The sequence below is a fragment of the Secundilactobacillus malefermentans DSM 5705 = KCTC 3548 genome, assembly GCF_001436395.1.
GTDB lineage: Bacteria > Bacillota > Bacilli > Lactobacillales > Lactobacillaceae > Secundilactobacillus > Secundilactobacillus malefermentans.
In genome coordinates, this window is record NZ_AZGJ01000150.1 from 1 (window position 1) to 303 (window position 303).

At 45.9% G+C, this 303-nt stretch carries 1 pseudogene; it reads right to left on the minus strand.

Annotated elements, in window-relative coordinates:
* Positions 1-86: 86 nt before the first annotated feature.
* Positions 87-303: pseudogene (locus tag FD44_RS10240) on the minus strand (IS30 family transposase); the annotation flags it as partial.

Genomic DNA, 303 nt, shown 5'->3' on the forward strand with positions numbered 1-303 from the left:
CCCAAATTGCAAGAACAAATTAGCCACGCAATAAATCCCGGTAAGACAGTATTTTCATTGATATTCATATTTTAAAGATTCAATCTTTAGCCAGCGGCAGCGGAGAAAAGCTCTTTTGGGGTTTGGTAACCTGACTGCCGGCGTGGTAAGTTGTTTAGCTTGGCTTCCACTGCTTGGATATCACTAGGGCCTAAAGTATCCATGGACAGGCCCTTAGGCACATCACGACGGATCATTCGATTATGCGCCTCATTTGTGCCTCGTTCTGAAGAGCGGTAAGGGTGGGCATAATAAAGGTCGGCA